Below are 22,743 nucleotides of genomic sequence, written 5' to 3' on the forward strand. Positions count from 1 at the left end.
AATGATGTCCGGTTAATACACTCCTGTCAGCGGGTCCCCCCGCTCGTAGAAGCCGATGTCGTCCAGCATAATCTTGTCTTCTGAGCCTTGCAGATAAAAAGTGATATCAGTCAAACTGTCCGGATCAAGCTCCGGTTCTTCCTCAAGGAACAGCTCGAAGGGCAGCTTGTAGGTCTGGTAGACGGCTTCCGAGAGGTTGCTGAATTTGCCGTCACTGATCCGCTCCTCCAGCCACGGACTAAGCGTGAATTCAGTCTGCGGGAGCGGCAGAATATCCATCACCTCGTCCAGAGGGATTCTTGCGGCGGTGCCGTTGCTGTCAGTCAGCTCCACCTCCACATCCGGAGAGAGCTCAGCTTCCGGCATCGGCCCGGCATCGCCGTCCTGGTTAGGATCGGAGTTATGGTTCGCCAGGGAGAAGGTGAGCCCCTCTACAGCAGGGGATTTCGCAAGCGTCCGGGTCAGCGTATCGCTGAGCCTAATGCTGTAAGCCGCCTCGGCGTCCGCAGACTCCTGATCCGGGCTTGCGCTGCGCTCCAGCAGGATACCGTAAGAGGGCTTATTGTTCCGTTCACGGTCCTTCGCGGCCTCTTCGCTCCAGTGAAGCCCCGTAGTCGTAGAGACGGTCCCGCCCTGAACGATGCCTCTGTTGCGATCTTCATCATAGTCCGCTACCGTGATATAGGACCCGCTCTGGAAGCGGTTATAATAGGCGGTATCCGGCAGCCACCGGGCGCCGCTGCGGTAATCGCGGAACAATTGCCGGTACTCGGTTCTCCCGTGCAGCGTGTTCTCCAGGAAGGCAGAGACATAGACCTTGGCGATTCTCCGCTGCTCCTCCCCGTCCATGATCCGGGAACGCTTCAGGAACAGGCCGGTCGGCAGCGTCTGGTCATAAAGCCCCCAGTCCGTATTGAACTGACTATGGTTGGCATCAGCGATGTAGAGCGAGCTTTTGAAGCCGGGGGTATTGCCGGTGTAGGAAGAACGCATATATTGCCGGTCCCCGTAGAAATCATGCACATCGCCGTCACGGGCGCCCTGCAGCGTCAGATAGCTCACATCCGTTAGACGGGCCTGCTTGCTGTCGATCATTTTATCCGTAGGGGCCAGGGCAATGACTGAAGTAATATGGAACTGCTGAATAGCCTCCAGAACCGGATCACTGCTGAACCAGAGCGATGCATCCGCAGCCATGGCTACAGCCTGGCCGCCCCGGCTGTGGCCGAGCAGCGCAACAGAGTCATAATCAACCTTCTGGTAGAAGGGGGTGCCGGGATGCTCCGCGAAGCTTCCGATCTGCTGCAGATGCTTTAGAATCATTAAGGTCCTTACCTTGAAGTCGTTGTCTGGAATACCCGACCAAGCTGAATAATTCAGGAAATTCTCATCCAGGGCGACCGCGATGAAGCCCCGGCTGGCCAGCAATTCACCAAGATAGGCGTAGCCGCCCTCGGAGAAGTCCTCCATCATATGGTTGCCATGCACCATGAGCACCAGCGGATACGGCCCGTCCCCGTCCGGCATCCATACTCTGGCGTTCAGCGGGAGGGAAGCGGGATCGAATCCCCAGAACAGGGTCCGCAGCACAGGCCAGGAAGAGATATACCCGGTAGCATCCACGGAAGCAGAGGTTAGCAGGACATCCTTGCTGTACTCCTTGCGCTGCAGATCCTTGCCGCTTCCATAGGTGAAGCTGTGGAATGTATAGCCGCCCGGCTGTGCGGGATCGTCTGCAAGTAAGGGAAGCACCTGTCCGTCTGCCGCCAGACTCTGAAGCGACGGTACCGATACCGGGCTGCTCCCCGTCCCGGAGCCATAGGCCAGTGCGAAGGGGGAGAGGAGGAGTGCCGCTGCCAGCAGACTGCCGCTGAGCATTCTGCGGGTCCGCAGCAGGCCGGCCGCAAGTCCCCCTAACCCGCAGGCCAAGGCTGCGATACCGGCGATAACGGCTGCAGCTTCAAGCTCCAGATCGGAAAAATATAAGATTAGCAATACAGCCCCATAAGTGCTGAGCAAAGAGCCTGCGAACAGATGCGGAAGCCGCAGTCCGGTTAGAGAGAGCAGCACAGCCAGCAGATTGCTGGCCAGCGCCATAACAAGCGTTCCTGCGCCAACTGCCAACATAATATCTGCTGCGCTTCCGAGTCCGGTAGGAATACCCATAATAACTATAGAAAAAGCCAGAATGCATAGCGTCCAAGGGCCGCTGAGCGCAGTCCTCCATAAAGTAGTATCATACCTGTACGTTTCCAGAATGCGTCTGCCCAGTTCTTTGAGTACGCGCCTGTGCAGCCGCGGTCCCTGCGGCGCGGGGCCATACTCCAAATCCATTCCCATGATTATTTCCCCCGGTGCGTTTTCCACTCTATTTTTTCACTCTATTAGATGTAAGCAATGATATTACTTTGGGGCAGCAATAACAAGTGGAGCTTACAGGAACGGGCGCCACTTCCTGCCCGGGGCCCGTGGATCGCCGTCTTTCATTCAAAGTGAAAAAAAGGTTTGACAGCGCGGGAAGCGTTCAGTATTATATCTGTATAACCTACTAAATGGGTAGGAATAATCGAATAAGTTCTTACCGTACAGACGGAGGAACGCCTGCTTCAGGCTCGCAGATACGTGTCTATAAGACCGGTTTGACTTGCCGCAAGCGGGCTTTCCTGCGTCTATTGCTTGTTACCAGACTAATATGGGGGAGTGGGCTAAGGATGACACAAGGGATCAAGAAGGGGCTTCTCGCCGGAGTTGCATTGATATTGACGGCAGGGCTTACGGCTTGCGGGAACAGTAATGCAGGGAACAGTGCGGGTGCAGGAACGGCGGCCCCGGCCGTGGCAGAAGCGGCGGCGAAGGCGTCTTCAACACCGGAAGCCACCCAGACACAGGCCAAAGATCCAGTCGAGCTGCTGAATGTATCCTATGATCCAACGCGTGAGCTGTATGAGAACTACAACAAGGCCTTCGCCGCCTACTGGGAGCAGGAGACCGGCCAGAAGGTAACAGTCAAGCAATCGCATGGCGGATCGGGCAAGCAGAGCCGGGCTGTGCTGGATGGCCTGGAGGCAGATGTCGTTACGCTGGCACTCGGATATGACATTGATGCGCTTCAGGAGGCCGGGCTGATCGGCGCGGACTGGCAGAGTAAATATGAGCATAACAGCTCCCCGTATACCTCCACCATCGTCTTCCTGGTCCGCAAAGGCAACCCGAAGGGCATCAAGGACTGGCCCGATCTGCTGAAGGAGGGCGTAGAGGTCATCACCCCTAACCCCAAGACCTCTGGCGGCGCCCGCTGGAACTACCTGGCTGCCTGGGGCTATGCGCTGGACCACAATAATAATGATGAAGCCAAGGCTCAGGAATTTGTGCAAAAGCTGTTCAAGAATGTACCGGTCCTGGATACCGGAGCGCGCGGCTCAACCACTACCTTCGTGGAACGCGGCATCGGGGATGTGCTGATTGCCTGGGAGAATGAGGCGTATCTGTCTATCAAGGAGCTGGGTCCGGACAAATTCGAGATTGTGAATCCGTCAGAGAGCATTCTGGCAGAGCCGCCGGTTGCGGTGGTGGATAAGGTGGTTGATAAAAGAGGAACGCGCGAGGTAGCAGATGCCTACCTGAAATATCTCTACACCGAGGAAGGCCAGAAGATTGCTGCCGAGAACTATTACCGTCCGACACTGGATAGCGTGAAGGCCGAGTTCAAGGATCAATTCCCGGAGATTAAGCTGTTCACCCTGGCCGATAAATTCGGAACCTGGAAGGAGACCCAGGCGAAGCACTTCAATGACGGCGGGATTTTCGACAAAATCTACGTACCGGGCAGCTGATAGCGGAGTCTTGAAAGGATGAATGGGCAGATGAGTGTCATGACCAAAGCTGCTGCAAGGACGGTGTCGCGGCGCAAGCTGCTGCCGGGGTTCGGAATTACGATGGGGTTCAGCGTACTGTATCTGAGTCTTGTGGTCCTGCTGCCGCTGTCCGCGCTGCTCTTCAATTCAACGGGGCTGAGCTGGGCCAAGTTCTGGGATGTGGCTACGGATGCCCGCGTCCTGGCCTCCTACCGTGTCAGTCTGAGTACGGCGGGCGCTGCGGCCCTGATTAATGTTTTTCTGGGACTGCTGCTGGCCTGGGTGCTGGTGCGGTATGAATTCCCCGGTAAAAGAATCTTCGACGCCCTGATCGACCTGCCGTTCGCGCTCCCTACAGCCGTGGCGGGCGTATCGCTGACCGCCCTCTATTCCCAGAACGGCTGGATCGGCTCCCTGCTGACGCCGCTGGGCTTCAAGGTAGCCTTCACGCCGCTGGGCATCACGCTGGCGCTGATGTTCATCGGCATTCCCTTTGTCGTCCGCACGGTGCAGCCGGTGCTGGAGGATCTGGACAGGGACATGGAAGAAGCCGCAGCTACGCTTGGGGCAGGCCGCGGGCGTACCTTCCTGCGGATTGTCCTGCCGGAGCTGCTGCCTCCGCTGCTTACGGGCTTCGCTCTGGCGTTCGCCCGGGGCATCGGCGAGTACGGTTCTGTCGTGTTCATCTCTGGCAATATGCCGATGCGCACTGAGATCGCCCCGCTGCTGATCATGTCCAAGCTGGAGCAGTTCGATTACGCCGGAGCCACTGCCGTGGCGCTGATTCTGCTGCTGCTCTCCTTCCTGATGCTGCTGGTCATCAACAGCCTTCAGCATTGGGCTCGGCGGAGCTCGCGATAAACACATTAATTTAGGAGGAATTAGAATGGCCGGTACGGTTCCCTTGCATGTCCCCGGGCCGCGAACAGGCGCGTCATCGCCTTCTACGACGGAGTCACAAGTGGTGAAATGGGTGCTCATCTCCCTGGCTGGACTGGTCCTGCTCTGGCTGATTGCGCTGCCGCTGATCATTGTTCTGGTGGAGTCGCTGAAGCGGGGGCTGGATGTCTACTGGGCCGCATTGACCGACCCGGACGCCGCCTCGGCGCTGAGACTGACGCTGCTGGTCGCCGCGATTACGGTTCCGCTGAATACGGTCTTTGGAGTAACGGCGGCGTGGGCGGTGACCAAGTTCCGTTTTCGCGGCAAGGGATTTCTGATTACGCTGATCGATCTGCCCTTTGCGGTATCACCGGTGATTGGCGGACTGATCTTCATTCTGGTGTTCGGCTCGCACGGCTGGTTCGGCCCCTGGTTAAGCGACCATGATATCAAAATCGTCTTCGCCCTGCCAGGCATCGTGCTGGCTACGCTGTTTATCACGTTCCCGTTCGTAGCCCGCGAGCTGATTCCGCTGATGGAGGAGCAGGGCACACAGGAGGAGGAGGCTGCGATTACGCTAGGTGCGCACGGGTGGCAGATCTTCTGGCGCGTCACGCTGCCGAATATCAAGTGGGGTCTGCTCTACGGCATTATTCTCTGCAATGCACGGGCCATGGGCGAGTTCGGCGCCGTATCGGTGGTGTCCGGGCATATCCGCGGGGAGACGAATACGTTGCCGCTGCATGTCGAAATTTTGTACAACGAATATCAGTTTTCGGCATCCTTCGCGGTGGCTTCTCTGCTGCTCCTGCTGGCACTGGTGACGATGATTGTAAAAAGCGTACTTGTACGCAAAAATGCTCATTGACAGCTATTGGGAGCCGTGCTAAGTTAATTCATAGTATACAAGGTGGTAATAACGGAATTTAGGCAGAGTTACTTCCCTAACCGGGAAAGGGAGGCTTGCGAATGGCGAAACCACTAAAGGTGGATGAGGTATGGCTTGCGCGGATAACGGAACTTCTCGACGATATGGAATTCGGCTCCTTGCACATCGTAGTGCATGAAGGTCAAATCGTACAGATGGAGCGCACGGAGCGCAAACGTTTCGAGAACAGCACAGCAAATTCACGTGGTAGTGGAGAGACCGGAAGCCGGCGGACCGATACCCGTACTGGGGGACGAGGATAATGCAGAAAGACCTTCCATTGGGCAACCAATGGGAGGTCTTTTGTAAAAATATAAGAATTTATATGTCGCACACGATAAATTATACTTCTATTTCTCGCTGAAACGGTACCGTCCTTTAAAAGGACGGCAATGCCGTTTCCACTTGTTGACTATCAGTAACGTGGATTGCGCCGTGATCCGCTCAGTCCTTCTACGAGCAGAATGATAGCGGTAATGGCATGCATCACCCAGCCGACAAAAGGAATCAAGGCAACCACCGAGGTGACCACACCCACTGCATTCCCGATAATCGGACCGCGCTCTCTCAGCAGAATGATAATGGCTACAGCATGCAGCAGAAAAGCGACCCCAAGCGGTACCCAGGCATTTGCCACAACAAAGCTTCCCCCGATAATCGGCAGCGCCAGAAAAGCCTCATAAGCGAAAGTTCCCCATTTAAATAGTTTCCCTGTAGGAGACATAATTACTTCACCAACCTTCCAAAATAATAGTGTTGCCTGTCTATCCACAGTTTACCCAAGGACACGGGGTAAGAATAACCTGCCCGCCCGCAGAGAGCAAGTGCTGTGTTTTGAGTTATTGTACGCCGGAGGAGTCGGGGCGTTTCAATTTTGAACAAATACATATATATTGGTATCAGTATGGCAGCGGGATCTGCTTGCAGATTGCAGGATACAGGAGGAGAATTATGACAAATTCAGTACAGCCGGAGATCCGGCAGGAGCTGCCCTCAGTTGAGGATTATCTGGCGCTGCGGCAGGAAGCCGGGCTTAGTCCGATGAGCATAGAGGGGGCGTCCGCCGGACTGCCTAACTCTGCTTTTGCCGTGACGGTGTATGCAGGGGAGCAACTAGTGGGCATGGGCAGGGTTATTGGGGACGGGGGATGTTTTTTTCAAGTGACGGATATTGCTGTGAAGCCTTCCTTCCAGGGACGGGGTCTCGGAAAAAGCATCATGCAGGAAATCCGCACGTTCCTGGACAGTGTGCCGGAAAAGGCGTATATCAGTCTCATCGCTGACGGGGAAGCGGCCAAGCTATATGCCAGATACGGGTTCGCGCCGGTAATGCCTGCTTCACAGGGAATGTTCCTGCGGCGATAAATCGTATGAATTCGTGTAATGATAAAGGATAGCAGATTAGGAAAGCGAGGCAGCGGGAGAATGGATATTGTAGTGTTTGGGGCATCGGGCAGAGTTGGAAGTGCCATCGTACAGGAAGCATTAAAAAGAAAACATGAGGTCACGGCTGCGGTACGCAGACCGGAAGCCTTCAGCCTTCAGCATGAGCGGCTGCAGGTGACCGCTGCTGATCTGCTGGACCCGGCCTCGGTAACGGCAGCCGTGCGCGGGCATGAAGAGGTAATCAGTGCCTTTGGTCCGGCGGCGGGGCATGAGAATGATTTGCTGCGGGTGGCGGATTCACTGCTGGAAGGGATGCGGGCGGCCGGACTTGAGCGTCTGATCATTGTCGGCGGAGCGGGCAGCCTGAAGACAGAATCAGGAGAATGGCTGATGGACACCGCCGGATTCCCCGAGGACTACCGCGCGCTGGCTTCGGCTCATGCCAATGCGTATGAGATCTATAGAGGGTCAGAGCTGGATTATACGTATCTCAGTCCGCCTGCCGCTCTGGTAGAAGGGCGCCGCACCGGCCAATTCCGTATCGGCCTCGACCGGCTTATTGTAGATGAAGACGGCCGGAGCGGCATCAGCATCCAGGATTTCGCTGTGGCGGTCATCGATGAGCTGGAGGAAGGCAATTTCAGCAGGGCCAGGTTTACTGTAGGGTATTGATGAGGGTGGGGGTGTACGCGGAGGCGGAAGGTGAAAATGCAGAGGTAGAGTCAGCGGCAGGTTTAACGCACTCTGTACAACTAAAACGCCTGATTTTACAACGATATCCTTAACTATCTAACATAAAGAGTCCTCCTCGTAGCGGGAGGGCTTTTTTCTTTTTAAGCAGATCGTTACTAGTTACTCGTTGGACGCTATGAGCTACCTGGGTTATTTGCTTGCTGAAACGGGACTTAGTACAATCGAAGCAACTATGAAGGAGGTCTGGACCAATGGATGTGGTGACAGCGGAGGAGATGCGGGCATTCGACCGCGACACGATTGAGCGGCTGGGCATCCCGGCCATCGCCCTGATGGAAAATGCCGGACGGGCCATTGCCGAGGAGGTCATCGCCTTTTGCCGCCGCCGGGCAAGTGAAGCTGGTATGGCTGGTGTGGCTGGTGTGGCTGGTGTGGCTGGTACGGCTGGAGGTGGAGTGTGGAGTAATGAAGCGGGAGTGCTAGGTGGCGAAGTACCCGGAGCGGGAGCGATTGTTGATGGTGTACGTAGTGATGGGTTCGGCATGGCTGGAGGTGTAGTGCGGAGTAGCGGAACGGTAGCAACTGGTAGCGTAGCACATGCGTCAAGCGGGCGCGTGGCGCCAGGCTTCGGCGCTGATGCTGCGGGCTTCTCTGTCAGCGGAGATGCAGCGCTGACGTTTGCCGGTGCCGGCGGAGAGCATTGGCTCGTCCTCGCCGGCAAGGGCAACAACGGCGGCGATGGCCTCGCCGCCGCCCGGCACCTGCGTGAGGCCGGCATCGCCGTCACGCTGGTGTACGCGGCCGCGCCGGAGTCGCTGGCCGGCGAAGCCGCGCTGCAGCGTGATGCCGCTGCAGCCATGGGCATCCCTGCCGTAGTCTACGGCAGGGACGCCCTGGACCTTGCCGCATGCAGCGGCATCTTGGATGCGCTGCTCGGCACAGGCAGCGCGGGAGCCCCGCGCGGTGCCTATGCGGAGCTGATTGCCGCTGCGAATGCCAGCGGCAGAGCCATTGTGTCCGCGGACATCCCCAGCGGGCTGGATGCGGACACGGGGGAGACGCATGAGCCCTGCATTCATGCGTCAGTGACCGTCTGCCTCGCGTTCCTGAAGCGGGGGCTGCTGCAATATCCCGGCGCAGAGGCAGCCGGGCGGGTCGTGGTCCGCTCCATCGGCATACCCGCTGCACTTGCCCGGGAGGGCGTCAAGGTCAGCCTCCTGACGCCGGAAGTACTGACGGCGCGCTTGAAGGTTGACCTGGCGCGCCGCCGTTCGCCCGAGGGCCACAAGGGTACCTACGGGCATGTCCTGCTTGCAGCAGGAAGCCTGCGCATGAGCGGCGCAGGCCTGTTGTCTGCCCGCGCTGCACTGCGCGCAGGCTGCGGGCTGGTAACCTGGGCGCTGCCGGAGAAGCTGCTGCCCTATGTGATCGGTTCCGTACCGGAGCTGATGCTGGCCCCGGTCACCGGAGGCGACGGGGAGTGGAACGCGGGTACGGCCGCTGAAGTGCTGCGGCTGAGTACCAGCCGCGATTGTGTAGCCATCGGCCCCGGCCTGGGCCGGTTCGAAGGAGATACGGAGTGGCTCCGCAGACTGTGGGAGGAGTCGGACAGGGCTATGGTTATCGATGCGGATGCGCTGAATATACTGGCAGATGCCGGATATCGGAGCTGGAGCCGCCGCCATCCGGTTATTCTGACCCCGCATCCGGGGGAGATGGCCCGTCTGGCGGGGATATCTACAGCGGAGGTGCAGCGGGACCGGATCGGATTGGCATTGTCCTATGCAGTTCAGCATGGGGTAATCCTTGTACTCAAAGGAGCCCATACCGTAATAGCAACGCCCGAAGGGCAAGCCTATATCAATATCACCGGGCATCCCGGTATGGGTACCGGCGGTGCGGGGGATGTGCTGACGGGCATCATCTCCGGTCTGCTGGCCCAGGGCCTGGAGGCGGATCAGGCCGCAGCATTCGGAGTCTACCTGCACGGGTTGGCCGGAGAACGCGCCGCCAGGAAGCGGGACCATCCTGCCGCCCTGATCGCCGGGGATATTATCGAAGCGCTGTAAGTGTAGGCACCGGCTTGATTTCTCAAAACCAACAGCGCCAGCCTCCGGCAACATTCTATTAACAAGTTCAAGTTCTTGCTCGCTCTGGCGCACGGTCCTACTTTGGGCTCAAAGTCTATGTTAGTTTGCTTTAGCGGATAATAGGTGGATTTTGTCCACCTGCTGATGAACGGATGAGCTCTGGCGGGACGTTAGTTGGATAAACGACACTTAATTTGGCACATTTCACTCCAGACGGCAAAACTAACTTTATTAGTAGTTTTGCCACCTGATTTCCTATTCCAATTGTATGCTGCGGGCATCCAATAGCGCGCGATGCACCAACGCCCCCGCCTGAATCCGTCCAGGTCAGAATAGAACCAGACAGACCAGCGGAATAAACAGAGCGAAGAAGGGAAGCAGGATCGGGAAGCGCTCGCCCGCGGTTTGAGCGATGCGGAACAGCAACAGTACTGCGAGGCCGGTAAGGCCGGAGACGAGGGCGTCGCCGCCCTGCTCCGCAGCGAGCCACAGGCCGGCGCCATAGCCGGCAATGGCGTACAGGACCAGCGCAGGGCTGAGTGAGGTGGAGCGGAACATGCGCAGCAGCGCATCAGCGAGGATGGCAGCCGGTAGGCCGTAGGCGTAGATAGCATAAGGAACCGATACTGGCCAGCCGGACGGAATTCCGTTCTCATAGCCATGGATCAGCATGAACAGGGAGATCAGGATGAAGGTCAATCCGGCGGCCGACAGCTTGGTCAGAGCGTACATGCCCGCATTGAGGCGGACAGAAGGCAGGTTGAAATCCTTGTGTTGATTCATTGCTATACATCCTTTCAGGTGGGGGATGAATACGGCCGGAGTGACCGGCTGAAGCTTGGACATGGATAAGCTGGTAACCATGTCTCCGCCGTTAAAATGAATGCAGGTGCCGGTTACATAAGAAGCATCATCGCTGGCCAGGTAGACTTAGGCTCCTGCCAGTTCGTAGGGCTGTGCCGCACGCTTGACGGAGTCTCAGTACCGAAGACACTGACCTCCTCCGCAGAGAAGAAGCTGGCGGGAATCAGCGGCGTTCATACCGGACCGTGAGCTCCGCTGTTGACACGGATGCCGCTGCCGGCGAGAGATAAGTCGAGCGAACGTGTGAAGGAGACGATAGCGCCTTTGGTGGATGAATAGTCAATCAGCTCCTCGTGTCCCCGGTATGCGGTTATGGAGGCGGTGTTAATGATGCAGCTCCCTGGATGAAGATGCGGAAGCGCCGCCTGAGTCAGGAAAAAGGACTGCCTTGCGGCTGCTCGCTGATTGGAGGCGGCTGCATTACGCTCGCCAGCCCGGGCTGGCGGTCCTGGTGCTGAGGGGGAAAGCGACAGGCTGCACATGACAGACCGTCTTTTCAAAATATAAGGAACTTATAGGTTTCACACGATAACTTATCCTTCTATTTCTCGCTGAAACGGTACCGTCCTTTCAGAGGACGGCAAAGCTGTTTCCACTTGCCATAATAAGGATGCACGGGGTTCATCGGCGGTTACTCCTCCTTGCCTGCTCAGCTCTTCCGTATATGGGTATGCATGCGCCCAGAAAAGCGTGCGGCGTGAAGTGGAGTCTTAAACATAGAAATGGGGAGAATGAATGATATATAGAGCAATGACAGGGGACGATTACGAGGCGGCTTACCGGTTATGGGAGAATACGGACGGAATGGGTCTCAGTGAAGCCGACTCGCGTGAGCACATCATCCGTTATCTGGAGCGGAATCCGGGCATCAGCCAGGTCTGCGTGAAGGAAGATGGCACCCTAATGGGCACAGCGATGTGCGGGCATGACGGACGCAGAGGCTATATGTATCATGTGGCTGTCGACAGCGGCAGCCGGGGAAGCGGTGCAGGCCGTGAGCTGGTGAGGCGTTGCCTCGCGGAACTGCTGGAAGCGGGCATAACGAAGTGCCATCTCATGGTGATCGAAAATAATGCCCCGGGCCGCAGCTTCTGGACCCGTATCGGCTGGCAGGAGCGGGACGGGCTGGTGCTGTTCTCAAAATAAGAATTTATAGGCTTCACGCTATACATTATCCTTCTATTTCCCTCACAATTCATGTAATAGTGTAGCTTTGGTGCGGACGCAGTATAATATATAGGTGCTGTACAATGAACAGATGAATAATATTCGCTGTGCATGGCCGAATTTAGATAGCGGGAGACCAGAACTATGAGATTTAAAGATGTATTCTCAATTATAGGTCCGGCCATGGTCGGGCCTTCCAGTTCTCATACAGCGGGAGCCGCGCGGATCGGGCGGGCCGCAAGGCAGGTGCTTGGTGAGCTGCCGGGAGAGGCCGAGGTTACGTTCTTCGGTTCTTTTGCCGCGACTTATCAGGGACATGGGACAGACCGGGCAATCGCCGGAGGTCTGCTTGACTTCGCCACGGACGACCACCGGCTGCCGGATTCCATTGAGCTTGCGGCCGAAGCCGGGATGAGCATCTCTTTCGGTCAGGGAACGGGGCTGTTTCCCCATCCCAATACGGTCCGTCTGCGTCTTGTAGGCAGGGAGAGCGGGACGGAGATGACCCTAACAGGCACATCCATCGGCGGCGGAAATATTGAGATTGTGGATATTGACGGCTTCAGTGTGAAGCTGACCGGCATGTACCCTACAGTGCTGATTCAGCATATGGATTATCTGGGTGTGCTGGCCAGTGTCACGGATGTCATGCGGGAGGGCCAGTTCAATATCGGACATATGTCACTGGACCGGAAGAACCGCAGCGGGGCGGCCTTGACGGTACTGGAGCTGGATGAGTCAGCCACGGCGGAGCTGCTGGAGAAGCTGCGGGCGCTTCCGGCAGTGAAGAGCGTCAAGGTAGTCGATTTGAACGGCAATGCACAAGAACAGACACAGAAGGGGAAGGACATCACAACATGAATTTTCAAACACTGAGCCAGCTGGCTGTACTATGCGGGGAGCGGGAGCTTGGGATCGGCGCTCTGATGCTTGAGGAGCAGAGCGCAGAATCCGGCCGTTCCAAAGAGCAGGAATTCGCCACCATGCGCGAGTATTACGGGGTGATGAAGGAAGCGGTGCAGCGCGGCATGACCGAAGATACCACCTCACGCAGCGGCCTGACAGGCCTGGATGCCCAGCGGGTGGCCGCCTATAATGCAGCGGATGAGCCTTGTCTCGGGGGACCGGCAGGCCAGGCGATGGCGTATGCCCTTGCTGTCTCTGAAGTGAACGCCTCCATGGGCCGGATTATTGCCACACCGACTGCCGGCTCCTGCGGAATTATCCCCGGTGTGTTCCTGAGCTGTCAGGAGCGCTTCGGCTGGGACGATGACTACATGGTCTCCGGTTTGTTCGCGGCTGGAGCGATAGGGTATGTTATTGCTAATAATTCTTTTGTATCGGGTGCGGAAGGCGGCTGTCAGGCCGAGGTGGGTTCAGCGATCGGCATGGCGGCCGGAGCGTTGACCGAGATGCGCGGCGGGACTCCGGCACAGGCTGTACATGCGGTAGGTCTCGCGCTCAAAAATACACTGGGACTGATCTGTGACCCGGTAGGCGGACTTGTGGAGATTCCGTGTATTGTCCGCAACGGCTTCGGTGCCGTTACGGCGCTTGCGGCGGCGGATATGGCCCTGGCTGGCGTCCGTAGCGTGATTCCGTCCGATGAAGTGATTAAGGTCATGCTGGAGGTCGGCTCTGCGATGCCTGAGAAGCACCGGGAGACGGCCGGGGGCGGGCTGGCCCAGACCCCGACCGGCCGCCGGATTATGAAGGATCTGCGGAACCCGAAATAACCGCCCGGTCACAGGCGCTCCTCAGTCTGCCGTTCATCATAGAATTCAGAGCATACGGAAGCGTTCCAGGTGCTCCCATAAGCCCTCCTGCCGGAGAATCTCCGCCTGCTTCGGGCCCATGAGGTCGAAGTGGGGGAACGGCTGGCGGTTATGAATATACCGCGCCGGGAGACCGTGCTTCCTGCACCAATCCCGCAGGCGGGGCAGATCGCTGCAGCCCACCTTGGTGACTGTGGTGATCCCGGGGTAGCGTTTATCGATCCAGTAATGGGTCAGGAACGCAATCTCCCCTGCAGAGACGGCCTGTTTCCAGCGGGTTAATTCCGCCCGGTTGATTCCAAAAGCCATGGCTGTTCATCCTTATCTGTAAGAGGAAGTAGACGACATATAACGCAAATATTAACGGAAGGAGAGTGTATTATGAACGGACAAATAAGAGCGGATATCCGCCCCGGCATTCAGGTAGACATCGTACTGAAGCAGGATCAGGCGACCGGCAAGCTCACGCATGGCACAGTGAAAGACATCCTGACCAACTCGCCCCGCCATCCGCACGGGATCAAGGTACGTCTGGCGGACGGCCAGGTAGGACGGGTCAAGAACATTACCGGCTCATGAATTGCTCCACCGACTGGTCAGCCTTCGTCTGATTGCATAAATTGCAGGCACAGACGCAGTTGTCCGGCGTAGTATGCCCGCCCTTGGCGCGGGGGAGCAGATGATCAATGGTATCCCCGTATTGGCCGCAGAAATAACACGTATAGCGGTCCCTCGTCAAAATATAGGCGCGGAAGTCCTTGTTGCTGTATATGCGGCGGATCGTACGCCGGTTCACAACGACGGCCGCATGCTCCTTGACCAGCGTCATGGCAAGCTCAAGGTCGATCTCCTGATGCCAGCGGCGGCCCTTATCGCTGTGCCCGCGCATGAGAATCATGCCCTTGGCAGAAGGAATCAGGGCAGAGGCATCCTGCGGATCGGGCCTCGGCCCGCGCTGCTGCGGAAGGCTGCGTCCGGTCTCGGCGGCATGCCGGGGACGTGCCTTGCCCTTAAGACCGGCCGCTCCCGCGTTGCCTCTGGCGTCCCGGGCACGTTCCGGCCGGGAGGCCGGACGGGGCTGGGTTATGGGCGGCTGTGCCTTCCCGGGCGCAGCTGCCCCGGAGATAGAGGCCGGCCCCTTGTCACGCTTGAGGGGCCCTGCCGGGCGCTCCGGCAGGGCAGGCGCTACGCTTGCCCGCACTGGCGGCAAGGAAGCTTCAGCCTCGCGGAGCTTGCGGCATTCCCGGCAGGCTCCGCGCCGGGACACGCCCTTGGCGCGCTTGCCTGTGCGCCTGCGGAATTCAGAGAGCGGCTTAAGCTGATGGCAGTACGCGCATTTTTTGGATGGAGGTAGAGTTGTGGTCTCAGTCATAAATGTACTTGGCAGAAGCAGCCTTAAGCCGCAACCGTCCAATCCCTTCTGTATTGTGAATGATAAGTGCATCTGCTTACATGCGTCTGCTTTAATGTCAGTAGTTGTCCTAATTGATACTAGTATAGCGTAAACTGCAGACATTCACACAGCAGGCACATCCTGCGAATTTTCCGGAGTGTGATTTCTTTCCCGGCAATCTTGAGGAGAAATCTGTAAAATCTCAATAAAGCATAGGCGCTAACCAGAAATAGCCCGAGGCTGTAGCCGGAAAAAAATGTGCCTGAAATGAGGAATGAGGATGAATGCTGCTAAAAAAATGCCAGGTGCTGTGAGGGTGCTGATTGTACTTCAAGGTTTTTTGAGCTTGGGGGCCATTGCCGGCGGGCTGGCGCTGCTGGCTGATCCCAGCGGGGAATTACTCGGCATGCCGGTCTCGGCAATGGTACGAATGCCCTTTCACAGCTTTGCCATCCCCGGGCTGCTGCTCCTGTCTGTATTCGGCCTGCTCCCGCTGCTTGTACTGTACGGCCTCTGGAAGCAGCCGCAGTGGTCTTGGAGCTACGCCTTGACACCGTTCAAGGAGCGGCATGCGGCCTGGAGCTTTTCACTCTATATCGGCTTCGGCCAGATTATCTGGATTATGGCGCAGACCTACATGTGGAACATGGTCAGCTTCATTCATGTGTTCTATATGTCGCTGGGAATGCTGATTCAGATCGTGACGCTGCTGCCTGAGGTCCAAAGATATTTTATGCTGGACGGCCGTGCCGAAAGAAGTTAGAATGTCAGTGAACATAAAAGGGCTTTCATTGAGCTGCGGGAGTGAACCGGAATGACCACGATATATGATATTGCCAAAAGGACCGGCTACTCACCAACCACAGTGTCCAAGGCGTTCAATAACTATTCCGATGTGCGGGCGAAGACACGTGAGGAGATTCTGCGTACCGCCCGGGAGATGGGGTATCTTCCCAATGCGCATGCACGTACACTGACGACTAAGAAATCCTGGACCATCGGTGTGCTGTTTGTTGAGAATACGGGGGCGGGAATCCGCCATCCCTTTTTCAGCGCAGTGATTGAGAGCTTCAAGCAGGTTGCCGTAGCCAAGGGCTATGCCCTCATGTTCATCTCGAAGGATGTCGGCGGCAAGCAGAGCGGATATCTGGAGAACTGCCGGATTCGCGGCGTCGACGGGGTGGTAGTGTTCCTCTCTGATTACGATGACCCGTATTTCCGGGAGCTGCTGGAGAGTGATATTCCGACCGTGGTGCTCGATTTCGAGACGGAGCTGTCGCATACAGTCTGCTCGGATAATATGACGGGTGCACTGCAGGCGGTAGAGTATCTGGCCCGTCTTGGACACCGCCGGATTGCCCACATCTCGGGAGGCGGGAACACCTATCCGGGACAGCAGCGGGAGCTGGGGTACAGAACGGCGATGGAGCAGCAGGGACTTGAGGTGCCGGATGAATACGTGGCCGAGGGAGCCTTCTACGCGCTGGAGAACGGTTATGGTGCAATGAAGCGTCTGCTGGCGCTGCCACAGCGGCCAACGGCTGTTTTTGCTTCAGGTGACTTGCTGGCCCTAGGTGCAGTAATGGCAGCTAAGGATCAGGGGCTTGCGGTGCCGGAGGATGTCTCGGTGATGGGCTATGACGACATCGAACTTGCCAGATACGTTACGCCTGCGCTGACCACTGTACGCCAGAATACCGGACTGCTGGGGACCCGGGCGGCGGAGCTCCTGCTGGCATCTATGAACGGTCCAGGTACGGCTCAGGAAGCACTTGTGCTGCCTGTAGAGATTATTGTGAGGGATTCCTGCGCACCGCCGCGCATGTGATGAAGATGCGTTCATTCAGGAATACCTTTTTTTTCGGCAAAATCGAAACCGGTTTCGATTTCTTTCGTTCCTGCTGTAACCTGGCAAAATAATAGAGGAGTGATGGACATGACAACAGTACAAACCGTAGTCACCGCCAAAGATACAGGGGATCGTCTGAGTCCCAAGGATGGCATTCAGTTCAATGCGGACAGCGCCGCGGCAAAAGCAGATATCGTGCTGCGGCCGGAGCAGGCGTATCAGACCATTATTGGTTTTGGCGGCGCATTCACAGAAGCAGCGGCGTATACCTTGTCCCGGATGAGTCCGGCGAAGCGCACAGAGGTCATCCGGCGGTATTTCGACCCGGTGGATGGGCTGAATTACAGCATGGGCCGTGTCCATATCCATAGCTGCGACTTCGCACTCGGCAATTATACGTATGTGGAGGATGGGGATACGGAGCTTAAGACCTTCGATATCTCACGCGACCATAAGTGGGTTCTGCCGCTGATTAAGGATGCCATGGAGGCCCGGGGCGGACCGTTCACCATGCTGGCCTCTCCGTGGAGCCCGCCTGCCTGGATGAAGACCAACGGGGAGATGAATAACGGCGGCTCGCTGAAGCCGGAGTATGCGCCGGTCTGGGCACGGTATTATACCAAATTCATCGAGGCCTACCGCAAGGAAGGCGTTCCGGTCTGGGGTGTCTCTGTGCAGAATGAGCCGGCAGCAGTACAGACTTGGGATTCCTGTGTGTACAGTGCAGAGGAAGAGCGTGATTTTGTCAAAAATCATCTCGGCCCCGTAATGCACGAAGCTGGAATGGGCGATGTGAACATCGTAATCTGGGATCATAACCGCGACATTATGGTCGAGCGCGTGACCCCGATTTTGTCGGACCCGGAGGCTGCACAGTATGTCTGGGGGACTGGAATTCACTGGTACGGCGGCGAGGAGTTCGGCAACGTGGAGCAGGTGCATGAGCTTTTCCCGGATAAGCATGTGCTGTTCACTGAAGGCTGCCAGGAGGGCGGCGTGCGTCTGGGGGAATGGTTCACGGGTGAGCGCTACGGCCGCAATATGATCGGCGATCTGAATGCCTGGACCGAAGGCTACCTGGACTGGAATCTGGTGCTGGATGAGACGGGCGGGCCGAACCATGTAGGCAATCTCTGCGATGCTCCGGTGATTGCCGATACGGCTGCAGACGAGGTCCACTACAACAGCTCGTATTATTACATCGGGCATTTCAGCAAATTCATTGCTCCGGGTGCGGTGCGGATCGGCCTGGATTCGGCAGCGGCAGAGGTGCTGTCGGCAGCGTTCCGCAATCCGGACGGCAGCCTCGCTGTGGTGCTGATGAACGAAGGCGGGGAAGCACGTACGCTGACGCTGGGACTGGGCGCCGAGACCGCCGAATGCACGCTGCCTGCGCACTCTATTGCGACCCATCTGATCACACAGGCTTAGGTCTATGCCGCAAGCATTTATTGATATTTTAGGAGGAGTAAAGATGAGCCATTATACTTTTGATTCAGGGAAATTTATTATCGAGCAGTTCCACGAAGGCAAGCCGTTCGCCAGCTTCCTGCCCGGCCTGGCCGGACTGAAGGGAATCCCGATGTGGACGTTCTATGTGAACCGCGGCCAAGGGATCAGCAGCTTCGGCGTGCGGGACAAAAACTCACCGATCATGGAGTTCTCGCCGGCCAATATCTCCTACAAGAATGTAACATCGACCGGCTTCCGCACCTTCATCAAGCTGAAGGGGGCAGCAGAGATCTATGAACCGTTCCAGTCGGCCCGCCCGGACCCTGAAGCCAAGCGGATCATGACCATTCTGCCGAACGGATTAACCATTGAGGAGACGCATACCGGACATGGGCTGAAGACCACGGTCCACTACTTCAATCTTCCGGGGGATGATTATGCCGCGCTGGTCCGTCAGGTGGAGATTCAGAACATCGGCGGAGCCGAACTTGAGCTGGAACTGCTGGACGGTCTGCCGGAGGTGCTTCCGTTCGGGGTGGCAAACGGCAACTATAAGGAGATGGGGAACCTGCTCCGCAGCTGGATGGATGTGTTCAACCTGGAGCACGGGATTCCGTTCTACAAGCTGCGCTCCGGCACGAATGACGATGCCGAAATTGGCAAGATCGAGAGCGGGCATTTCTATCTCTCCTCCACGGTGGAAGGGGAACTGCTCCGTCCGCTGGTAGACTATGAGGTGATCTTTGGCGGGAATACTTCACTGACCTATCCCGACCGCTTCGCCGCGCTTCCGCTGGCAGAGCTGCTGGCACAACCGCAGTATCCGGTTAACAAGGTGCCGTGCGGCTTCAGCGGCACAGCCCGGACCCTGGCCCCTGGTGCTTCGCTGAAGCTGAACACGATCATCGGGCATGTGAATGATATTGACCGGATTAATGAACGGACGGCGGAGCTGTGCCGTGAGGAGTATTTTGCCGCCAAATCCCTTGAAGCTGCCGCGCTGACCGAGGAGTTAACTGCAGATATCGCCACCCGGACGTCCTCGCCGATCTTCGACGCGTATTGCCGCCAGTCCTATCTCGACAATTTCCTGCGCGGGGGATATCCGTTTATTTTTGACAATGGGGAAGAGGGCTTCGTCGTCCATCTCTACTCCCGCAAGCATGGCGATATGGAACGGGATTATAATTTCTTCTCGCTGGCTCCCGAATATTATTCGCAGGGGAACGGGAACTTCCGCGATATGAACCAGAACCGGCGTAACGACGTCTTTTTCCATCCCAAGGTGGGCAGCTTCAATATCAAAATGTTCTATAGCCTGATTCAGGCAGACGGCTACAATCCGCTCAGTGTACAGGGCACCAGCTTCGAGATTCTGCCGGGTGCGGAAGAGCAGCTTAAGACCTGGCTGGCCGGAGCGCTTGCGGAGCAGCATGCGGGACTTACGCAGCTCCTGGCCGGACGCTTCACCGCAGGCAGTCTGATTAACTATATTGCCGATCAGCAGATTGCGTTAACCCTAAGCGAGCAGGAATTCCTCAGCGGGGTGCTAGCGTTGTCGCAGCAGAACATTGAAGCCGCCTTCGGGGAGGGGTTCTGGTCTGATCATTGGACGTATAACCTGGACCTGGTGGAAGGCTATCTGGATATTTATCCTGAGCGTCTTGGGGAGCTGCTGTTCGGGGATGAGACGTATGCGTTCTACGACTCTCCGGCGTACGTCTTGCCGCGCAGCGAGAAATATGTGATCAGCGGCGGCAAGGTGCGGCAGTTCGGAGCTCTGCTGGAGGATGAGGAGAAGCTGCACAAGCTGAAGCGCAAGGCATCCGGTACCGAGTGGCTGCGCACGCAAGGCGGGCATGGGGAGATCTACCGGACCAGTCTATTTGTGAAAATGCTGTCGCTCGCCCTGAACAAATTCGCTACGCTGGATCCGTACGGTATGGGTGTGGAGATGGAGGCGAACAAGCCGGGCTGGAACGATGCGATGAACGGGCTGCCGGGCTTGATCGGCTCGGGGATGAGCGAGACGCTGGAGCTGAAGCGGATGCTGGTGTTCATGGCGGAAGCGCTGGAGAACAGTGCCGGGCTTCCTGCGTCAGTGGCGCTTCCATCGGAGATAGCGGCGCTGCTGACACAGGTAGAGCAGGCTGTAACGGAAGTGCTGGACGGCTCGCTGGACCCATTCGCATACTGGGACCGCGTTGCCTATGCGCGTGAGGCTTACCGGGCGGAGATTCGCTTCGGGATTACAGGTGAGACCCGTGATGTCTCTCTTACGGTGATTCGCGAAATGCTGGAGCAGTGGCTGCGCAAGACCGATCAGGGGATCGCGCGTGCGGTGGAGATGGGCGGCGGACTGGTGCCCACCTATTTCCGTTTCGAGGCTACGCGCTTCCGGCCGGTTACGGATGCTGCCGGCGAGCCGGTCATCAGCGGCTATGGACTGCCGAAGGCCGTAGTGGAGGAGTTCGAGGCCTCGGCGCTGCCGTATTTCCTGGAAGGTCCTACCCGCTGGCTTAAGACACTGGAGGATCAGCAGACCGCCAAGGCTATCTACAGCAAGGTGAAGCAGAGCGGGCTGTTCGATCCGGTCACCTCGATGTACCGCACTTCGGTGTCGCTGGAGGAAGAGGGGCATGAGATCGGACGTATCCGGGCGTTCACCGCAGGCTGGCAGGAGCGGGAATCGAACTTCCTGCACATGTCCTATAAATACTTACTTGAGCTGCTGAAGGCGGGGCTGTATGAAGAATTCTACAGTGAGCTGAGAACGTCGCTGATTCCGTTCCTTGACCCTGAGGTCTACGGACGCAGCACGCTGGAGAACTCCTCGTTCATCTCCACGGGCGGCAATCCTGATCCGGCTACACACGGACGGGGATTTGTAGCCCGGTTGAGCGGCTCCACCGCCGAGTTCCTGAGCATGTGGAGAACGATGATGGCAGGCAGCAGCCTGTTCGCTATCTCAGATGGTGAACTAACCCTGGCGCTGCATCCGGCCCTTCCCGGCTGGCTGTTCGACGAGCAGGGAGAGGTCTCCTTCAAGCTGCTGGGCAGCACGGAAGTGACCTATGTGAATCCGCGTCATGCGGATACCTTCGGCGACAGCAAGGCGGTTATTCAGCAGATGAAGCTGGAATTCCGCAGCGGCGAGGAACGCAGTGTATCCGGAGGCTTGCTGCGAGGCGCGGATGCCGAGGCCTTGCGGCGCGGGGAGATTGCCGCGATCCGTGCGGTGATGGAATAAGCTGTGTCTGCATTACCAGTAGAATAAGCTATGGAGGAGGTCCGTTGGGGCCTCCTCTTTGGTGATTCGGGGAAGGGGAACGGAATGTACCTGGTGTAGACGCGCGGACCCAATGTAATCGAAAAACCGATTACATTGGGCTGAAGCTTAGGCCAACATAGACGCTAATTCAGTCAAGCAGAGAATTAGCTTATAATAATGGGGTATAGATTTGATAGCAGCACCCCAGCCGGAATGCGAGGTAGCGGATTGGATTGGGTTGGTCTGGATTGGTTGGGTTGGTTAGCTTGGCCTAGATTACCTTGAATTAGAGCAGCCAAACAAGAGAGGAGCAGGATGAAGGAATGAGCGAGCTTAAGATGGGACTGATTGAGAAATACTCTTTGATTGTTCCGGCTGCCCAGCGGGAGGCATGGGAGTCGAAGGGTTGGGTGGAAGAACCTGCATTCAGGGATTTCCACTATGAGGCGGACGAAGGCGAGGCGATGATGACCGCCAGACCCCGGACCCTGACAGAGATTGACACGGACTCGCTGCTGGGCAGCAGGGCGGTGAGATTCTCCACCCATCTGGGAACCTATGGCATGGGCGGTCCCGGGTTCTTCGGATTGCTGCTGGAGAAGGAGGGCATTAGGCAGTATCTTGTGTATGCCGTCTGGGCATCGGGCCAATATATTTTGCTGGACGGCAGAGTGATTGAATGCCACCTAAATTACAACAAGAGCCACCGGCCGTGGATATCCAGCTGGGCAGGGGAGCCTGAGGAAGAGCAATGGGATGAGCTGACGGCAAAAGTAACGGGGAGTGTGGTGTCCGCTGTCCGTCTGACCGGTGAGGAGTTGCGGCTTGAGCTGACTCAGGAGGGCACACGATCCCAGCTTGTATTCTACAAATACCATCAGGATCTGCCCCCGCTCGGAAACGGCCAGCCGCGCAAGCCTGCCTTTGAGGACGGTGTGACCGGTGATTATATTGTACTATCGGAGGAGCATGCGGTTCTGCATGTGTAACAGGCCCCGGCTTGGAGTGCTCAGAGGAACGCTCCAAGCCGAAAAATGAGCCCCTAAATACGAAAAATGAGGCCTTTTACCGAATACCTAAAACACATACAATACATACATAGAGATGAAAACGCTTCACAATAAAGATAGGTATTTTGG

21 protein-coding genes and 1 pseudogene are annotated in these 22,743 nt (G+C 57.2%); 16 read left to right on the forward strand and 6 right to left on the reverse strand.

The genetic code is table 11. The features are described from left to right. Positions 1 to 12 precede the first annotated feature (12 nt). Positions 13 to 2,340, reverse strand: coding sequence for a poly(ethylene terephthalate) hydrolase family protein (locus C162_RS32725; RefSeq protein WP_051494111.1), 2,328 nt, complete (start codon positions 2,338 to 2,340; stop codon positions 13 to 15). Positions 2,341 to 2,711: 371 nt separating this feature from the next. Between C162_RS32725 and C162_RS32730 the strand changes: the two genes are divergently transcribed. The 4 genes from C162_RS32730 (at position 2,712) to C162_RS32745 (ending at position 5,927) form a co-directional block, all read left to right on the forward strand. Next, on the forward strand, positions 2,712 to 3,833 hold the full coding sequence (locus C162_RS32730) for a sulfate ABC transporter substrate-binding protein (RefSeq protein ID WP_036702083.1): 1,122 nt from the start codon (positions 2,712 to 2,714) through the stop codon (positions 3,831 to 3,833). 18 nt (positions 3,834 to 3,851) lie between these two features. Continuing rightward, complete coding sequence (gene cysT / locus C162_RS32735; RefSeq protein WP_442792489.1) at positions 3,852 to 4,715, forward strand: sulfate ABC transporter permease subunit CysT; 864 nt, start codon at positions 3,852 to 3,854, stop codon at positions 4,713 to 4,715. A gap of 25 nt (positions 4,716 to 4,740) precedes the next feature. After that, positions 4,741 to 5,604, forward strand: a complete 864-nt coding sequence (cysW, locus tag C162_RS32740) for a sulfate ABC transporter permease subunit CysW (protein WP_036702085.1) — start codon at positions 4,741 to 4,743, stop codon at positions 5,602 to 5,604. Positions 5,605 to 5,705: 101 nt separating this feature from the next. Then, positions 5,706 to 5,927 (forward strand): YezD family protein, encoded by a 222-nt coding sequence (locus tag C162_RS32745; RefSeq protein WP_036702087.1) that lies wholly within the window; start codon positions 5,706 to 5,708, stop codon positions 5,925 to 5,927. A gap of 152 nt (positions 5,928 to 6,079) precedes the next feature. Here C162_RS32745 and C162_RS32750 read toward each other — a convergent pair whose 3' ends face one another. After that, positions 6,080 to 6,388, reverse strand: a complete 309-nt coding sequence (locus C162_RS32750) for a hypothetical protein (RefSeq protein ID WP_036702089.1) — start codon at positions 6,386 to 6,388, stop codon at positions 6,080 to 6,082. A 227-nt stretch (positions 6,389 to 6,615) separates the two neighbouring features. On the opposite strand from C162_RS32750, the gene C162_RS32755 reads away from it, so the two are divergent. From C162_RS32755 to C162_RS32765, 3 genes are all read left to right on the forward strand, one after another. Then, complete coding sequence (locus C162_RS32755) at positions 6,616 to 7,029, forward strand: GNAT family N-acetyltransferase (protein ID WP_036702090.1); 414 nt, start codon at positions 6,616 to 6,618, stop codon at positions 7,027 to 7,029. A gap of 60 nt (positions 7,030 to 7,089) precedes the next feature. Next, complete coding sequence (locus C162_RS32760; RefSeq protein WP_036702092.1) at positions 7,090 to 7,722, forward strand: NAD(P)-dependent oxidoreductase; 633 nt, start codon at positions 7,090 to 7,092, stop codon at positions 7,720 to 7,722. A gap of 272 nt (positions 7,723 to 7,994) precedes the next feature. Next, positions 7,995 to 9,812 carry a bifunctional ADP-dependent NAD(P)H-hydrate dehydratase/NAD(P)H-hydrate epimerase gene (locus C162_RS32765; protein WP_036702093.1) on the forward strand — a complete coding sequence of 606 codons (1,818 nt, stop codon included), beginning with the start codon at positions 7,995 to 7,997 and terminating at the stop codon, positions 9,810 to 9,812. 348 nt (positions 9,813 to 10,160) lie between these two features. Here C162_RS32765 and C162_RS37260 read toward each other — a convergent pair whose 3' ends face one another. Both C162_RS37260 and C162_RS37265 read right to left on the reverse strand, forming a co-directional pair. Then, complete coding sequence (locus tag C162_RS37260) at positions 10,161 to 10,616, reverse strand: hypothetical protein (protein WP_235218603.1); 456 nt, start codon at positions 10,614 to 10,616, stop codon at positions 10,161 to 10,163. A 75-nt stretch (positions 10,617 to 10,691) separates the two neighbouring features. Then, positions 10,692 to 11,077: pseudogene (locus C162_RS37265) on the reverse strand (SDR family oxidoreductase); the annotation flags it as partial. A 355-nt stretch (positions 11,078 to 11,432) separates the two neighbouring features. Here C162_RS37265 and C162_RS32775 point away from each other — a divergent pair. The 3 genes from C162_RS32775 to sdaAA all read left to right on the forward strand — a co-directional run bounded on the left by C162_RS32775 (position 11,433) and on the right by sdaAA (position 13,600). Then, on the forward strand, positions 11,433 to 11,843 hold the full coding sequence (locus C162_RS32775; RefSeq protein WP_036702094.1) for a GNAT family N-acetyltransferase: 411 nt from the start codon (positions 11,433 to 11,435) through the stop codon (positions 11,841 to 11,843). Between the two features lie 165 nt (positions 11,844 to 12,008). Continuing rightward, a complete protein-coding gene (gene sdaAB, locus C162_RS32780; protein WP_036702095.1) occupies positions 12,009 to 12,725 on the forward strand; it encodes an L-serine ammonia-lyase, iron-sulfur-dependent subunit beta in 717 nt (238 codons plus the stop codon). Then, the gene (sdaAA, locus tag C162_RS32785) at positions 12,722 to 13,600 is read left to right on the forward strand and encodes an L-serine ammonia-lyase, iron-sulfur-dependent, subunit alpha (RefSeq protein ID WP_036702096.1); all 879 of its coding nucleotides are present in this window, start codon (positions 12,722 to 12,724) and stop codon (positions 13,598 to 13,600) included. The genes sdaAB and sdaAA overlap by 4 nt, the downstream gene beginning before the upstream one ends. 45 nt (positions 13,601 to 13,645) lie before the next feature. Here the strand turns inward: sdaAA and C162_RS32790 are convergent, their stop codons facing one another. After that, the gene (locus C162_RS32790; protein ID WP_036702097.1) at positions 13,646 to 13,948 is read right to left on the reverse strand and encodes a hypothetical protein; all 303 of its coding nucleotides are present in this window, start codon (positions 13,946 to 13,948) and stop codon (positions 13,646 to 13,648) included. A 72-nt stretch (positions 13,949 to 14,020) separates the two neighbouring features. On the opposite strand from C162_RS32790, the gene C162_RS32795 reads away from it, so the two are divergent. Next, on the forward strand, positions 14,021 to 14,218 hold the full coding sequence (locus tag C162_RS32795) for a YwbE family protein (protein ID WP_036702099.1): 198 nt from the start codon (positions 14,021 to 14,023) through the stop codon (positions 14,216 to 14,218). Here the strand turns inward: C162_RS32795 and C162_RS35800 are convergent. Continuing rightward, on the reverse strand, positions 14,205 to 15,011 hold the full coding sequence (locus C162_RS35800; RefSeq protein ID WP_036702152.1) for an HNH endonuclease: 807 nt from the start codon (positions 15,009 to 15,011) through the stop codon (positions 14,205 to 14,207). The genes C162_RS32795 and C162_RS35800 overlap by 14 nt on opposite strands. A 301-nt stretch (positions 15,012 to 15,312) precedes the next feature. On the opposite strand from C162_RS35800, the gene C162_RS32805 reads away from it, so the two are divergent. The 5 genes from C162_RS32805 to C162_RS32825 all read left to right on the forward strand — a co-directional run bounded on the left by C162_RS32805 (position 15,313) and on the right by C162_RS32825 (position 22,593). Next, positions 15,313 to 15,795, forward strand: a complete 483-nt coding sequence (locus C162_RS32805; protein WP_036702101.1) for a hypothetical protein — start codon at positions 15,313 to 15,315, stop codon at positions 15,793 to 15,795. Between the two features lie 51 nt (positions 15,796 to 15,846). Continuing rightward, complete coding sequence (locus C162_RS32810; RefSeq protein WP_036702103.1) at positions 15,847 to 16,860, forward strand: LacI family DNA-binding transcriptional regulator; 1,014 nt, start codon at positions 15,847 to 15,849, stop codon at positions 16,858 to 16,860. A 108-nt stretch (positions 16,861 to 16,968) separates the two neighbouring features. After that, positions 16,969 to 18,312, forward strand: coding sequence for a glycoside hydrolase family 30 protein (locus C162_RS32815; protein WP_036702105.1), 1,344 nt, complete (start codon positions 16,969 to 16,971; stop codon positions 18,310 to 18,312). 43 nt (positions 18,313 to 18,355) lie between these two features. Further along, complete coding sequence (locus C162_RS32820; protein ID WP_036702107.1) at positions 18,356 to 21,583, forward strand: hypothetical protein; 3,228 nt, start codon at positions 18,356 to 18,358, stop codon at positions 21,581 to 21,583. Positions 21,584 to 21,927: 344 nt separating this feature from the next. Further along, the gene (locus tag C162_RS32825) at positions 21,928 to 22,593 is read left to right on the forward strand and encodes a hypothetical protein (RefSeq protein WP_036702109.1); all 666 of its coding nucleotides are present in this window, start codon (positions 21,928 to 21,930) and stop codon (positions 22,591 to 22,593) included. The last annotated feature ends 150 nt before the right edge of the window (positions 22,594 to 22,743 follow it).

This window comes from Paenibacillus sp. FSL R7-269, from assembly GCF_000517865.1.
GTDB lineage: Bacteria > Bacillota > Bacilli > Paenibacillales > Paenibacillaceae > Paenibacillus_AQ.